Below are 13521 nucleotides of genomic sequence, written 5' to 3'. Positions count from 1 at the left end.
GTCCTTGCTGGTGGAAGGGGCTCATTATTGCGCAGGATCGTTCAGCTTGAACGACAGTTTGGCTTGCCAGCCTGGCACGGCATTGCCCGCTGGCATGGCCGACCCTCTCTCCCGTCGGGGAGAGGGGCATGAGGACCGGCGCGGAGCGAGAAGCATCACCCCGCGCCAGCCCCCTCAGCTACGACTCACGGAAACGGCCACGCCGGCGACCCCTGGCTCATGTCCAGAAGCTTCACCGTGCTGTATTCGTTGGTCCGGTTGTTGGCATAGAAGAACGCCGGCTGCTCGGCGAAACCGTAGGCCGCCACCTGCGCCTGGGCCGCTGCCGAGGTACGGATGCCCCATAGCGCGAAGGTTGGCCGCTGGTCGCGCTGGGTCAGCCAGGACAGGCCGAGCAACAGGTTGTCGTTGCCGTCCGTGCTGCTGGCATCGCCGCTGTTTCCCGGGCGCTGGGCGTAGGTGCCGTAGCCGAGAGCGGCCTTGTTGGCGTCCCAGTCGGACTTGTCCACCTGGCGCTGGTGCAGGTAGAGCAGGGTCCAGATATCCCAACCCTGCAGCGGATCGTTCTTCAGGTCGGCCCAGTAGTGCACCCACTGGGTATAGAAGGCCATCCGCTCGCCGTTCAGCGCGTAGGTGCCCGGGTCTTCCCACAGGCGCTTGTATACGCCTGCCAGCGGATCGGCCTCGGCGCGTCCGGCGACGATCAGGTTGTAGGCGTTGCGGTAGTTGACCCGCGTATCGTCGAGGTTCTGCCCGAACTCGCGGAGCACGCGCCAGTCCTTGTGCAACGGGAATATCTGGTTGGAGATCTCGCCCGAGCGCCCGCCGTAGACCTTCAGTCGATTCACTTGCAGGTTGTGGCCCAGCTCATGGCTTTCGCCCCAGCCACGCGGGTTCAGGCCCCAGGTCTGGTCGTAGGGGTTGCCGCTGCAACCGCCGCCGCACTGGGCGTACTGGTCGACGTTGATGTGCTGGGTGCCGGGCAGCTTGTGCAGGGTCTCGCTGTCGCAGTCCCAGCCGCGCACCGCGCATTCCTGCTGGATTGCCGGAGTCTTCGCCTGGTTGGGAATGGCGAAGCCGGCCAGGGTGTAGGCGTCGTCGATGAACACCTCGTTCAACTCACGGATGAAGCGCTGGACGTCGCCGCCATAGTCCTTGTCGATCGAGCCACGGACCTTCTCCACCTTGGCGTGGACCTCCACCGAGCCGCTGCGGATCTCCAGCCAGTCGGCCTTGTCGGCGTCCAGCGCCTGGATGAAGTCGGCAATCGCCTGGCTGCTGTCCTCGCCCGGCTGGATGTCGAGGAACGGCTGGCTGGCCGCGCCGGTTACCTTGACGGTTACCGTCTGACCCGGCGTGGCGCCGCTGTAGACCAGTTGCAACAGGCCGCCGTAGGGCGATACCAGCGCCACCGACTGGTTTGCCTGGAGCTTGATGTCCGGGCTCTTGAGGAAGCGCGGGCGGTCATACTGGCGGGTATTCCACAGCCGCGTCGAGCCGATGCGCTGGGTGTTCAGGCCGACCGCCAGGCTGGCCTGGCCAGCGTCTTCGATGCGGATGCTCAGGCGCTTGCCCGGCGCCGCCATGCGGCCGATGGCGGTGAAGCCCTGGGCCGACGGCAAGGTGAGGGTCAGGGTTTCCTCCGAGCCCGATACCGGCATCGACTGTTGGCGCTGGCCGGCGTAGCTGCCCAGTTCCTTCTGCGCCGCGCCGGCCTCGCGCACGTAGCCGACGATGGCGTCGGCGACGAAGGTTTCCTGGAAGCGCGCCGTGTCGGCGGCCTTGTCCATCGGGTAGCGGATGTTCTGCCGCACCGCGTCGGCCCACAGCAGCCAGAGCCGCAGCGAGGTGGTGCCGGGCAGGGCGAAGAGGTTCTGCGCCTTCTGGTTGTAGGCGTCGAGGGCGCCTTTCAATACATCGACGCGCTTGCTGAAGTCGCTCAGTCCCGGCACGTCGTCGCAGGTGGTGCGACCGACGTAGGAGGTGCATTTCGACCAGTCGTAGTCCGTGCGCCAGCTACCGTCGACGATCTGCTGCACCAGCGCCGGGTCCTGGCCATAGGCGCCGCCCAGCTCGACCGAACGCGTCCGGGTGCGGCTGGATGGCACCCTGTCCTTGTCCCAGTAGTTACCGCCGTAGGGGCCTTCCTGCAGGCCCAGGCCGGCGAGGATCTGCTGGCCGGTGTTGCTCTGGTTCCAGCCATTGGTGTGCACGAAGAGGATCGGCAGCCCGGCCTGTAGCCGTGCGCGCACCGTGGCGCTCAGGCTAGCGGCGCTGGCGCCGTTGCCCAGTACCAGCAATTTGCTGGTGCTGGCGCAACTGGCGTCGGTCAGCGCGTTGCAGGCGGCGTCCGCCGGTTGCAGGCCGGCGCTCTTCAGGCCGTTGAGGGCGGCGGTCTTGTCCACCCCGACCACGCTGACCTTGAAGTCCTTCGCAGTGGCCGCGCCCGGGTCGCCGTTCACCAGCCACTGCACCGCCCGCTTCAGCAGCGGCGCGTGGGCGGCATTGGCCCCGCTCAACTGGGTGAGCACGTTGGTGCCATAGGCCAGCCCGCGGCCGCCGGCCTCCAGGCTCAGGCTGGCGAGCACGCGCCCCTTGTCGCCGATGAGGAAGGGCAGGGTATTGTCCGGGTTGGCCGGCAGGACCCACATGCTGGCGGCGCCAGGATCATAGGCTTGGCTGAGGTTCTGGTAGAGACCGTCGAGCAACTGGGTGCGGGTCTGGCGGATGCGCTCGACCTGCTGCTGCAGGCGCAGGGCGACCAGGTGGCTGTCGGTCAGTTGCGAGGAATCCCCGCTGACCAGTGCCGCATCGAGGATTTCTTCCTGGGTGGCCGCCTGGGCGGACAGCGCGCCAGCCAGGCAGAAACCGGCCAGCAACGCTCGGTGGCGAGGGATGGGTGAGCGACTCATGTTCTCTCCTTGCAGTGAGGGAAATGCAGTGGTGGACAGGCTCACAACTGGCGCTATCGGCCCGTGGAGGGCGGCATATTGTTATGGGTGCGCCGGGTATCGCGTCGAACAGGGAATGGGCCTCGGACAATGCCGGAAATACGCATGGGCGATCCGCTGCATCGAACGAGTCAAGGCGAGAGGAGCATGTTGGGAAAGGCGGAAAAACTATCTGTTCTGGTTGTTTTTGAACTGCGTCTGATTATTTTGATTTTATTTTTACCGATTGTTCGAAGCGCTCTGGAATAGGCGCTCCAGCGTTTCCTGTGACGAAACGATCCAGACTTTGGTTAGGGGCTTGGAAAATACCGAGGATGTACTTCCAGAGCTGTCGATGGAGTTGGAAGTTGCAGTTTCATGAAGGTTTAGGTACTTCGAAGTTACCGCGTTGGCAATGGAATCGATATCGTCCGGTAGTGCCTTCGGAAGTGCCTGATAAGTGCCTTCCCACGCTCAGGCGGCGAACAGAGCCGCCACGTCCATCGGATTCCGCTCCGCCAGCGCCAGTTCGCCTTCGCCGAAACTTGCGCTGCTGCCGCCGACACCCTGCGATTGATCGCGCAGTGGCGGGCGATTCATGCCAAAGCCTGTGACCTGCAGCACGGCTCGCCGATGCAACGGTAGAGACCTATCGGCAGGTGCTGGAAACCTGCCGTTTCCAGCACGAAGATGCCGTAGGGTGAGAGAAATACGTGGTCGATCTGTGTCGTGCCGTCCGGCGTGTTCAGGGTGACGTTGTGCAGGCGGCGGTAGGTGTGCCTGTCCAGTTGCCAATGGGCGAACAGGCGCACCAGCAGTTCACCGATCTGCCCCTTGGCCCAAGGCGATTTGAGCAGGCCGATCAGCAGGGCTGCCGGGATAAACCAGGTCAGCATGCCCCAGACCTGGGCGACTATCGGCTGTAATCCACTTTCTTCCTTGAGCCGAGCTGCTTAATGGAGAGGCGACCATTGTCCTATGGCGCGATGACGCATCAAGGACTGATGAGCCCGGTGCAGGCGCTCAGCGTGCTATCTGGTAACGGGTGCTACGCCCTCTGCCGGGCAGTCGCTCGATGCAGCCCTTTTCCAGCAGGTCGCTCAGGTGGCGGGTCGCGGTGGCTTTGGAAACCTTGGCCACAGCTTGGTATTGCGCCGCACTGATGCCCTCCTCGAACCCCCTTTCGCCGCCATCGAGCAGGCGGTTAAGCACTTTGACTTGCTCCGCCGATAGGGTTTGGCTGCGGTGTGCCTGCCAGAAGCGCGCCTTGACCAGCACGCGGTCGATACGAGCAAGAGCCTGCTCCAGGCTGTTGAGCAACGTCGCGAGAAACCATTGCAGCCAGTTGGTGATATCCAGCGTGCTTTTCTGACTTGCTTCGAGAATGCGGTAGTAACCGGCGCGGTCGTCGAGGATGCTCGCAGACATGGCGTAGAAGCGAATGGCTTGCTGCTCACCCTGAGCCAATGCCAGATCGGTGATAGCGCGGGTGAGGCGACCGTTGCCGTCGTCGAAGGGGTGCAGGGTCACGAACCAGAAATGGGCGATGCCGGCGCGCAGAAAGGGATCGAGGCTGGCATCGCGGCGGCTGCTCTCGAACCAGGCGAGAAAGTCCGCCAGTTGCGCTTCCAGCCCCGCGCGGGGAGGGGCTTCGAAATGGACTGTCGGGCGGTCGATGCGACCGGAAACCACCTGCATGGGCTCTTCGCCACGCAGTGCACCGATGTGTAGCGGTCGAGTCAGCAGTTGCTCATCAGTGGGGAATAGCCAACGGTGCCAGGTGAACAGTCGCTGTTCGTCTAGCGGCTCTTGATGTGCGTGGGTGGCATCGAGCAGCAGTTCCGCCAGGCCTTCGGAGCGAGAGGTGGTTCGACCTTCTTCGTGCAATCCCAGTCGCCGTGCCAGTGATGAGCGCACCGAACCGACATTCAGTTGCTCTCCCTCAATGGCTGAAGAGGTGACGATGTTCTGCAGCATGGCATCCAGGCTGCTCTGCACTTCGGTGTCACTCCCCACGGCACCGAGCATTCCTAACAAACGACCCTGAGCCTGGCTACAGGAGCGCAGCAGTGGTGCAAGCGCTTCGGCTTGCCAGTTGAACTGCGGCCAGTCGGGCTGCTGCCAGATCCAAAGTGGGTCGTTCATAAGGGATATTCATGAGCCGATTAGAGAGCCTATTCGGCTCATTTTGTGAGCCGATAATGGCAACTATTCGGCTCACTGTCTAATTCTCAAGCTGGGTTGATAGCTTGATGAGCATGCCTGTTCAGGGTGACTGAGTCAGCTAAAGCGCCTGTTTCAGCACGTCAAAAACCTTGTGGACAGAGGTCGGCCGTACCCCTTGGGCATCGATAAAATTTGATGCAGGGACATGTAGCTCTCGGGCTACAAAATGGGGGCAGGTCACCTTGAAAGCAGCTCTAGCATAAGCCTCTAGGTCGTCTTACCACTCGCGCAAAGCCGCTACGCTTTGGGGCGCAATCGATTTGGCAGGCTGTCAATGGAGTTGACGTCACCTAACTCGATCTCTAGTATTGAACCCAACACGGCCCCTCTCGGCTGACTCACTTTGGTGATGAAGCTGCTGAGGGGTTTTTTATTGCCTGAGATTTTCACCAGGCGGTGTCCCAGCCTGGGTGCGTCCCCATACCAGCATCGTTGAGCCCCAAGTGGGACAACTGTGGGAACTGCTGCAGGTGCTGCTTCATCCGCTGCGGCCAAGTGGAACGAGGATTTACCGTTCGCAACAGATGGCGCGTTATGCAAAGTAGCAGGTAGCACCGTGCCAGGGCATGGGCGTTCCCTACAAAGGGAGCGACCCAGGGAACCTCTCCCACCGGCGGCAGCTTCGGCTGGTCGATAATGTTTCTATTCCATAGCCGACTGTGGTGAGCACAGACGTTGCGAAGGTAGTTAAGGCTTCGCAGCCAGGACGCAAAGGTTCGCCCGTTTGAGATGCCGTACTTTGCCGAGATTGCATCTTGGTCGGCTTCTCGCATCCCGCTGAACAGAGTGGACATCGTGCCAAAGTCCCAGACCTCCGCAACAATCCAGAGCGGTAGCGGAAGTCCGTACTTTGCCTTGCAGTGCTGAATGAAGTCCTCTTTGGAGCGGGAGATCAGCTGGTTATGGCGGGTCAGCCAATCTTGATGCCGGCTGATTCCCGTACTCGCAAGGATCCTCCCGCAAAAGTCCTTATGGAGCAGACCAGGTTGCATGTAGGCGAACGGATCCAGGACGCCGAGGCCGTGGGTAATATCTACCCTCAAGCCGATTTCGATTCGCTCCAGGGCATCCATTGCTAGGAGGCGCAGCTGTTTATCGAAGACGTAAAGGTCCACGGCATTTTGGAAGGTAGCGCCCGGCTTGAAATCGTCCGTGGGGACTTTCGTTACCTTCAGCTTGCTCGGTTTCTTCCCGCCATCGAGCATGATCACGTCGTTTCGCTCTCTGAAGGCATACCAGTACCCGCTCAGCCGGTAGTAGCCTATTCGGCTAAGGCATTCCAGTGCCAGCGCCCGGTCGGTGATGGTCATGCCTCGCTGAATCAACTGGTTCAACTGGTCTTCGAAGCTCATCCAGGGTTTGAGGTATCCCGCCATTAACTACTTCCTTTTGCCTACTTCTTCCACAGCACTATCGGCAGCACCGAAGAAGCTTCGATTGTTGCCTGGGGACAGCTTTGACGGGGCCTGAGTGCACGTTTGAGTCGCGGCTGTATTGGTGAGGTTCTGATCGAGCATGCTTGTTGTATTTGCCTCGCAGGCGCTTGGGCTAGATGGTTCGTGACGCCAGGTTTGGACGGAGATCAGGCGTCGAGACACACACAAGTGGAAGCGATCGTGGCAGCGACCAATTGCCTGTGCTCTAGGCATGGCCGATCTCCTTCAGCAGGATCGCAAGCTTTTCTTCCAGGCGCTCCAACTCAGATCTGAGTACGGCGCGCTCAGCCCTCAAACTCGCAAGATCAAGTTCTTCTTCTTCCTCAAGAATCTCTACGTAGCGCGCGACTGAGAGGTTGTAGTCGTTGCCAGCTACCTCAGTCTGAGACGCCAGCTTCGAATATTGGTCGACATTTATCCGAGCCTGGTAGGTCGTTTCGATCTGGTCCAGATCAGGCTCGCGCAAGACGTTCAGAATCTTCCCTTGCTGGTAGCTACGGCCGGCATCAATAAACAAGATCCCGTCATCTGCCTTTTTCCTACGCAGTACCAGAATCGCCGTCTGAATGCCTGTGTTGGCGAGCATCTTGGGCGGTAGGGCAATTACCGCATCAATTAGGTTTTCCTTAACGAGGTGCTCCCGAATTTGGCGCTCTGCGCCGCCTCGGAACAACACGCCGAGAGAGACAATCACAGCCATGCGACCGCGCTCAGGCGCAAGGCTCGCAATCATGTGACTAATGCACGCGAAGTCGCCTGATGCCCGAGGGGGAATGCCGCGCCAGTAGCGGCCAAATGGATCATTCTCTGCCCATTCATGCCCCCATTCGCGTAGCGAGAAAGGCGGATGAGACACAACGACGTCGAACCGACTCAACTGGCCATCCGCGTCGAGAAAACTAGGATTGCGTAGGGTATCTCCCCATGCGAGCAAGCAGTCTGTTTCGCCATGAAGGAGCAAGTTCATCTTGGCTAGGCCCAATGTGTTGCCGTTCGCGTCCTGGCCGTACAACAGGCAGCCTTTGCCACTCGAATTCTGGCGTGCAAATTTATTGCAGGCGGTCAGGGTCCAGGCAGCGCCACAGAAGGGATCGTAGATTTTCTCCCCCTCAGAGGGCTGCATTAGACGGGCGATCAATTGCGAAAGCTCAGGTGGCGTCAAATACTCCCCGCCACGTTTGCCGCTAGCTTCTCCGGTGTATCTCAGAATGGCTTCAGACGCAGCTGCAGCGGCGCCCTGTATGTCGCCACTAGGAACCACGCGAAAGTCGAGTGCTGGGGTTCTGAACGCCTCAAGCAACCGACAAAGGATGCGGTCTTTCTGATCTGCGCTGCCGAGCCTGGGCGAGTCGAATGATACAAACAGAGACATCTTGTCCAACCCGCTGTTGGAGGCGTCGATCAGTTCGAGAGCTTTATCAATACGTGCCCCATTGCCAGGCTGACTCCTAGCTGCATGCAAGCTGTAGAAGTTCGCCTTTTCGGGTACGAAATAGTGCACTCCACTAGCAAGTTTCTTGTTCTCGGGAGAGTCCTCTAGACCCGTGTCGGTGAGGTACTTGAGCATGAGCATTGCCATAGCAAACTCTACGCTGTCATGAGGATCACAAACTCCTCGGAAGACGCTCAACACGCTCGATATGGCTGCGTTAATGGTATTCAGCATTTGCAGATCAGGCATGACGACCTCCGTCCTGCAGAAGCTGCTTTGTCACGTGGGCGATCTCTGCTTGATCCAGCTCGCTCAAGCGATGTCGGATGGCGACAATTTGCTGCTTGGTGTGATCCAACTCTGAGATCTGCTTCTGCTTGAGCAGGGGAGGCGTCTCCACTTCCAGAGTAAGCAGCGCCGCCTTTGTAAGTGCCTTGATGCTAGTACCGGTCAGCATCAAGCCAATCCTAGTCTGCGTTGATTTCTGGTTGAGGTACCAAACGAGGTAGCGAGCATCCAGTTGCGGCCCGGGCGTGATCACGTTCAATTGCCCTAGGGGAAATACGGGCTCGCTAGCGCCCTCAAAAAGCCACGCTTTGTAATAGTCGCCCCGCGAAGGGATTACGACGTCACCTGGTTGCAGGCAATGGGAGAGGTGCCCCTCATCTAGGAGGATCCGCGGTAGTTCATTCCATTGGAGCGGTTTGCTTGCGACCAAATCCCTGATCGCCAATGCACGCACATTGCCATTCTGCTCCTCTTGGGGCGGCTGGCTGCGGAACACAACGGCTGTACGGACATGGGCAAGCTTGGAAAGATTAATGCAGAAGAACTCTACAGTTTCTAGGTGGAAGGGAGTATATGCACCTAGCGGAAAGCTTGCAAGCAGAAGGGTTCTACTGCGATTGGCTGGCTCTGGACCTGTGATCGGCCATCAAGCATGGGAGTGGGGTGATGGTCCGAGGCTGACGGTTGGTCTAATAGAATCGAGGCGAACGGCGCTTGCTCAGCGTTAGTGCTTACCATCTCCTCATTGGCAAGCTATTTCATACTCGATGCCATCCGGCTCGCGATTCTGGGCCCAGGCTTGGTACTGATCGCCGGCCTCCCCTTCGATCAGCTTCCAGCCAGGATCGCCGTTTTTTGGATCAAACATGACATCGAGCTCGTGATCAATCCCAACGCCGCCAACCTGGACAACCAAAAAAGAGGGAGAGGATCCCTTGGTGAAGGCGACCGTGTGAGTTGGTTTTCCTGCGGCCAGCATTACTGCGCTGACCCAGCACGCAGCGGGCCGGTAACCAGCACGAATCGCCGCTTTGCAAGTCATTTGCATTGCCTGACGGTGGTCGCTGTAGTGCTCAAAACATTGTGCATAAGCCCCGGCGAGACCGCCGAGGGCTATTCGATCCATCATCCTGCTGACTTTCGCATTACTCATCCTTTTCCTACCCCATTGGTGCTGACCGGTACTAAAACTAGCTCGCTATACAGTGTTCAGCTATCTGCCTGGAGTCATGGGGCTGATCGGCAGGAAAGGAAATGGGGACCAAAGTGGGGACTAAAATAGCCATAAACGAAAAAGCCCGCCATTGCGGCGGGCTTAAATCGTTGATTTATATGGTGGGCCCACACGGACTCGAACCGTGGACCAAAGGATTATGAGTCCTCTGCTCTAACCGACTGAGCTATAGGCCCCCAGAAGGTCGGCGGATTATACCGGCGCTTCTCGGGGAGCGCCAATCGGCTGGCGCGGTTTGAGGAATTTGCTGGCGAACAGCTCGGCCGGCAGCGGCGGGCTGAGGACGAAGCCCTGGATCTGCTCGCAGCCTTCGTGGGTGAGGAAGCTCTGCTGGCCTTCGGTTTCCACGCCTTCGGCGATCACCGTGAGCTGCATGCTGCGGCCGAGGGCGATGATGGCGCGGGTGATGGCGGCATCGTGGGGATCGTCGGGAAGGCCGCGGATGAACGACTTGTCGATCTTCAGGATGTCCAGCGGCAGGCGCTTGAGGTAGCTGAGCGAGGAGTAGCCGGTGCCGAAGTCGTCGATCGCCAGCTGTACGCCGAGACGCTTGAGGCCGTGGAGGACGGCGAGGGCCTCTTCGGTCTGGTTCATGATGAAGCTCTCGGTGATTTCCAGTTGCAGCCGCGACGGTTCCAGGCCGGACTGCTCCAGCAGTTGCTCGAGGCGTTCGATCATTTGCGGCTGGCCGAGCTGGGCGCCGGCGAGGTTGACCGACAGCGGGCCGAACGGTGCGTGCAGCTTTTGCCATTCGCCCATCTGCTGGCAGGCGTGTTCCAGCACCCAGTCGCCGAGGGGCAGGATCAGGCCGCAATCCTCGGCGAGGGGGATGAAGCGCTCCGGGGAAATTTCCCCGAACAGCGGATGGTACCAGCGCACCAGTGCCTCGGCACCGACCAGCAGGCCGCTCTCCAGGCTCAGCTTGGGTTGGTAGTACAGCTGCAACTCGTCGCGCTCGAGGGCGCGGCGCAGTTCGGTTTCCAGCGCCATGCGCTCGGTGGCCAGGTAGGTCAGTTCGCGGGTGTAGTACTCGATGCGGCTGCGGCCCCGCGACTTGGCGCGGTACATGGCGGCGTCGGCGTTCTTCACCAGGGTCGGGGCGTCGTCGCCGTCCTTGGGGAACAGGGCGATGCCGACGCTGGCGCTGACGAAGAATTCATGACCGTCGGCCTGGAACGGCGCGGTGAAGGCATTCAGCAGCTTGCGCGCGACGTGCTCGGCGTCGCTTTCCTGGTGCAGGCCTGGGAGCAGGATGATGAATTCGTCGCCCCCCAGGCGGGCCACGGTATCGACGTCGCGCAACTGGTCGCGCAGGCGTTCGGCGATGGCCTTGAGCAGCAGGTCGCCGATGGGATGGCCGAGGCTGTCGTTGATGTGCTTGAAGCGGTCCAGGTCGATGAACAGCACGGCGCCGGGACGGCTCTCTTCGCGGGCCTCGTCGAGGGCGTGATTGAGCCGGCTCTCGAACAGCAGGCGATTGGGCAGGCCAGTGAGCGGATCGTGGTGGGCCTGGTAGTCGAGCCGGGCCTGGGCGTACTTGAGGGTGGAGATATCGGCGAAGACGCCGACGAAGTGGGTGATCTCGCCCTGCGGATTGTGTACCGCGCTGATGGTCAGCCATTCGGGGTACAGCTCGCCGGTCTTGCGTCGGTTCCAGATCTCGCCCTGCCAGTGCCCGTCGCGCTCCAGCTGGTTCCACATGGCGAGGTAGAAGCTGGAGTCGTGTTGTCCGGAGGAGAGCAGGCTGGGCGAGCGTCCCAGCGCCTCCTGCTCGCTGTAGCCGGTGATCTCGCTGAAGGCGCGGTTGACCGCGGTGATGCGTTGGCGGGTATCGGTGATCATCACGCCTTCGGCGGTGCTTTCGAAGACGGTGGCGGCCTGCTGCAGCTTCTCCTGCATGAGCTGGCGCTCGGTGATATCGCGGGCGATGGTCAGCACGCAGTCCTCGCCATCGATGCTGATCCGGTGGGCGGACATCTCGCACTGGCGGATGCCACCGTTGCGGTCCCGTACAGGGGCGGTGAAGCCCTGGGTCAGGGTGTGGTGGCGTACCAGCGAGATCAGGCGCTTGCGGTCCTCGGTGTCGACCCACAGGCCGAGTTCGAGCGTGGAGCGGGAGATGACCTCGTCGCGGCGGTAGCCGGTGAGACGGGTGAAGCCTTCGTTCACGTCGATCAGCGTGCCGTCTTCGAGGCGGCTGATCAGCAGACCGTCGGGGTAGGCATGGAAGGCGTTGGCGAACTTCTCCTCGGAGATCCGCAGCAGTTCCTGGGTCTCCACCAGGTGGGTGATGTCGCGGATCACCACCACCAGCGCCGGGGTCTGGTCGAGGGCCACGTGCTGGGCGCTGAGCAGCGCGCTGAAGGTACTGCCATTGCGGCGCCGCAGGGGCACCTCGAGGTTGGTCAGGTTGCCGTGGCCGAGCTTTTCCAGGACCTGCGGGCCCAGGCCGGGGAGTGCCCAGATGCCCAGCTCGGTGGCGGTCTTGCCGATGGCGTCGTCGGCGGCGATGCCGATCTGCTGCTCGAAGGTGCTGTTCACCGCGAGGAAGCGGCCGTCGGCGCCGTTGGCCAGTACCACCATGTCCGGGCAGTGGTGGAACACCGAAGCGAACTTCTGTTCGGACAGGCGCATGGCCTGCTCGGTGAGCTTGGCCTCGGTGATGTCGATCATCAGACCGCGCAGGAGCAGGTCCCGGCCTTGCGTGATCGGGGTGACCAAATCGCGAATCCAGACCACCCGGCCGTCGGCGGCGAGCATCCGGTAGTCGAAGCTGTGGTCGCGTCCGGCCTGGCTTTCGCTCATGCAGTAGTGGATGGCGTACTCGGCGTCCATGGGGTGCAGGGTCCGCTGCCAGAAGCCCGGCTGCAGCCATTCGCCGAGGGGATAGCCGAGCAGGCGTTCGGCGTGGGGCGAGACGTAGGTGAAGCGGTTCTCCTCGAGGCGCATTTCCCAGGCGATGGCATTCAGGCTTTCCACCAGTCCCCGGTAGTGCTGTTCGCTGTCGCGCAGTTCGCGCTCCAATTGCCGCCGGCGACTCACCTCGCGGCGCAGGCGGCGGTTCATGGCCAGCAGTATGGCGACCGAGACCAGGATCAGCAGGACGATGGGAAGGCCGTAGGTCGCCATCTCGCGCCAGGCCGGACGTCGGTCGAGCAGGCCGCCGACCCAGGGGGCCTGGAGTCGCTCGATCTCCTCGGCGCTGAGGTCGGCGAGGACCTTGTCGACGATCCCGGCGAGGATCGGTTGTCCGCGCGGCACGGCCATCGCCAGTTGGTAGCGGTATGGCGTCTCGCCGCTGATCTCCAGGCCGTTGAGCTTGAGCTGGCGGAGGTTCCATACGCTGGAGGCGAAGTCGCCGACGAAGGCGTCGGCCTGGCCGGTGGCCAGCGCCTGCAGGGCTGCCGCTACCGAAGGCAGCGGCAGCAGGGTGAGGTCGGGATGCTGGGCGATCAGCAGTTCGTGAGGAGCATAGTGGTCGACCACCGCGACCTTGAGCCCGTAGAGCTCGTCGATGCGCTTCGGCATCGGGCCGTTCTTGCGTGCCAGGATGATGATCGGGAAGTCCAGGTAGGGCCGGGTGAAGCTCAGGTACTCCTGGCGCTCCGGGGTAGCCATGATGCCGGGCAGCAGGTCCAGCCGACCGTCCTTGGCCTGCTCCAGGACCTGCGCCCAGGTCTTCGGTTCGACAGGCGTCAGGCTGACGCCCAGGCGTTCCTGTAGCAGGCCGATGTAGCCGGCGGCGAGTCCCTGGTAGCGGCCCTGTTCGTCGCGGAACTCGAATGGCGGCCAGGAGGTGTCCACGCCCAGGCGGATGCTCGGGTGCTCGGCCAGCCAGGCCCGTTCCTCGGGCGTGAGCGTGAGGGCGCCGGCCAGCCCCGGCCAGCAGCAGGCCAGACACAGGAGAAGCACGGCCTGCAGACGCTGCATGAGGCGGTCTCGCGGTGGACGGGAATATAAGCGGAAGTGTAGACG

The 13521-nt window shown here is 61.5% G+C and carries 10 protein-coding genes and 1 tRNA gene; 1 reads left to right on the top strand and 10 read right to left on the bottom strand.

Annotated features, from left to right (window positions below; all coding sequences use genetic code 11):
* Positions 1-185 precede the first annotated feature (185 nt).
* On the bottom strand, positions 186-2957 hold the full coding sequence (gene impA / locus HMPREF3014_RS16495) for an ImpA family metalloprotease (RefSeq protein ID WP_025982301.1): 2772 nt from the start codon (positions 2955-2957) through the stop codon (positions 186-188).
* Between the two features lie 99 nt (positions 2958-3056).
* On the opposite strand from impA, the gene HMPREF3014_RS34670 reads away from it, so the two are divergent.
* Entirely contained in the window at positions 3057-3200 is a 144-nt protein-coding gene (locus tag HMPREF3014_RS34670) for a hypothetical protein (protein WP_152959728.1), read from the top strand.
* Between the two features lie 204 nt (positions 3201-3404).
* Here HMPREF3014_RS34670 and HMPREF3014_RS35155 read toward each other — a convergent pair whose 3' ends face one another.
* The 9 genes from HMPREF3014_RS35155 to HMPREF3014_RS16455 form a co-directional block, all read right to left on the bottom strand.
* Positions 3405-3530, bottom strand: a complete 126-nt coding sequence (locus HMPREF3014_RS35155; RefSeq protein WP_003160853.1) for a hypothetical protein — start codon at positions 3528-3530, stop codon at positions 3405-3407.
* Positions 3527-3826, bottom strand: coding sequence for a nuclease-related domain-containing protein (locus HMPREF3014_RS16490; RefSeq protein WP_003113219.1), 300 nt, complete (start codon positions 3824-3826; stop codon positions 3527-3529). The genes HMPREF3014_RS35155 and HMPREF3014_RS16490 overlap by 4 nt, the downstream gene beginning before the upstream one ends.
* Before the next feature lie 127 nt (positions 3827-3953).
* On the bottom strand, positions 3954-5075 hold the full coding sequence (locus tag HMPREF3014_RS16485) for a Fic family protein (protein ID WP_003113218.1): 1122 nt from the start codon (positions 5073-5075) through the stop codon (positions 3954-3956).
* 467 nt (positions 5076-5542) lie between these two features.
* Positions 5543-6532, bottom strand: coding sequence for an Abi family protein (locus tag HMPREF3014_RS16480; protein ID WP_017001537.1), 990 nt, complete (start codon positions 6530-6532; stop codon positions 5543-5545).
* Between the two features lie 265 nt (positions 6533-6797).
* Entirely contained in the window at positions 6798-8273 is a 1476-nt protein-coding gene (locus tag HMPREF3014_RS16475) for an N-6 DNA methylase (RefSeq protein WP_017001536.1), read from the bottom strand.
* Complete coding sequence (locus HMPREF3014_RS34925) at positions 8266-8481, bottom strand: restriction endonuclease subunit S domain-containing protein (protein ID WP_023086925.1); 216 nt, start codon at positions 8479-8481, stop codon at positions 8266-8268. The genes HMPREF3014_RS16475 and HMPREF3014_RS34925 overlap by 8 nt, the downstream gene beginning before the upstream one ends.
* A gap of 573 nt (positions 8482-9054) precedes the next feature.
* Positions 9055-9465: a hypothetical protein gene (locus HMPREF3014_RS16465; protein ID WP_017001534.1), complete on the bottom strand. Its 411-nt coding sequence runs from the start codon at positions 9463-9465 to the stop codon at positions 9055-9057.
* 180 nt (positions 9466-9645) lie between these two features.
* Positions 9646-9722: transfer RNA gene (locus HMPREF3014_RS16460), tRNA-Ile, on the bottom strand.
* A 16-nt stretch (positions 9723-9738) separates the two neighbouring features.
* Positions 9739-13476 (bottom strand): EAL domain-containing protein, encoded by a 3738-nt coding sequence (locus HMPREF3014_RS16455; protein ID WP_009875774.1) that lies wholly within the window; start codon positions 13474-13476, stop codon positions 9739-9741.
* Between the last annotated feature and the right edge of the window lie 45 nt (positions 13477-13521).

The sequence above is a fragment of the Pseudomonas sp. HMSC065H01 genome (assembly GCF_001815235.1).
Lineage (GTDB): Bacteria > Pseudomonadota > Gammaproteobacteria > Pseudomonadales > Pseudomonadaceae > Pseudomonas > Pseudomonas aeruginosa.
The sequence above is the reverse complement of the archived record's forward strand: the minus strand, read 5'-3'. Positions and strand labels throughout refer to the sequence as shown.

Excerpts from the sequence above, each read along its gene's own strand:
- HMPREF3014_RS34925 (WP_023086925.1), bottom strand. The coding sequence starts at position 8,481 with ATGCTGACCGGTACTAGCATCAAGGCACTTACAAAGGCGGCGCTGCTT.
- HMPREF3014_RS16475 (WP_017001536.1), bottom strand. The coding sequence starts at position 8,273 with ATGCCTGATCTGCAAATGCTGAATACCATTAACGCAGCCATATCGAGC.
- HMPREF3014_RS16485 (WP_003113218.1), bottom strand. The coding sequence starts at position 5,075 with ATGAACGACCCACTTTGGATCTGGCAGCAGCCCGACTGGCCGCAGTTC.
- HMPREF3014_RS16455 (WP_009875774.1), bottom strand. The coding sequence starts at position 13,476 with ATGCAGCGTCTGCAGGCCGTGCTTCTCCTGTGTCTGGCCTGCTGCTGG.
- HMPREF3014_RS35155 (WP_003160853.1), bottom strand. The coding sequence starts at position 3,530 with ATGAATCGCCCGCCACTGCGCGATCAATCGCAGGGTGTCGGCGGCAGC.
- HMPREF3014_RS16480 (WP_017001537.1), bottom strand. The coding sequence starts at position 6,532 with ATGGCGGGATACCTCAAACCCTGGATGAGCTTCGAAGACCAGTTGAAC.
- HMPREF3014_RS16490 (WP_003113219.1), bottom strand. The coding sequence starts at position 3,826 with ATGCTGACCTGGTTTATCCCGGCAGCCCTGCTGATCGGCCTGCTCAAA.
- HMPREF3014_RS16465 (WP_017001534.1), bottom strand. The coding sequence starts at position 9,465 with ATGAGTAATGCGAAAGTCAGCAGGATGATGGATCGAATAGCCCTCGGC.
- HMPREF3014_RS34670 (WP_152959728.1), top strand. The coding sequence starts at position 3,057 with ATGGGCGATCCGCTGCATCGAACGAGTCAAGGCGAGAGGAGCATGTTG.